1 protein-coding gene is annotated in these 523 nt (G+C 49.7%); it reads right to left on the bottom strand.

All coding sequences use genetic code 11. The features are described 5' to 3' along the window. Positions 1 to 523, bottom strand: a 523-nt coding sequence (locus AC3E7H_RS09940; RefSeq protein WP_490676509.1) for a hypothetical protein, incomplete at both ends; no start/stop codon positions are given.

Raw genomic sequence — 523 nt, 5'->3', positions numbered from 1 at the left:
ATCAGCGTCAACAAGTGCAAGCACATCAGCAAGCACATCAGCTAGCACATCAGCTTCAACAAGTGCAAGTACATCAGCAAGCACATCAGCTTCAACAAGTGCAAGTACGTCAGCAAGTACGTCAGCTTCAACAAGTGCAAGTACGTCAGCAAGTACGTCAGCTTCAACAAGTGCAAGCACATCAGCAAGCACATCAGCAAGTACGTCAGCTTCAACAAGTGCAAGCACATCAGCAAGCACGTCAGCGTCAACAAGCGCAAGCACATCAGCAAGCACGTCAGCGTCAACAAGCGCAAGCACATCAGCAAGCACGTCAGCGTCAACAAGCGCAAGCACATCAGCAAGTACGTCAGCTTCAACAAGCGCAAGCACATCAGCTAGCACATCAGCTTCAACAAGTGCAAGTACGTCAGCAAGTACGTCAGCTTCAACAAGTGCAAGCACATCAGCAAGCACGTCAGCGTCAACAAGCGCAAGCACATCAGCAAGCACGTCAGCTTCAACAAGTGCAAGTACATCAGCT

This window comes from Streptococcus sp. SCPM-O-B-15304 (M98), from assembly GCF_058200215.1.
The sequence above is the reverse complement of the archived record's forward strand: the minus strand, read 5'-3'. Positions and strand labels throughout refer to the sequence as shown.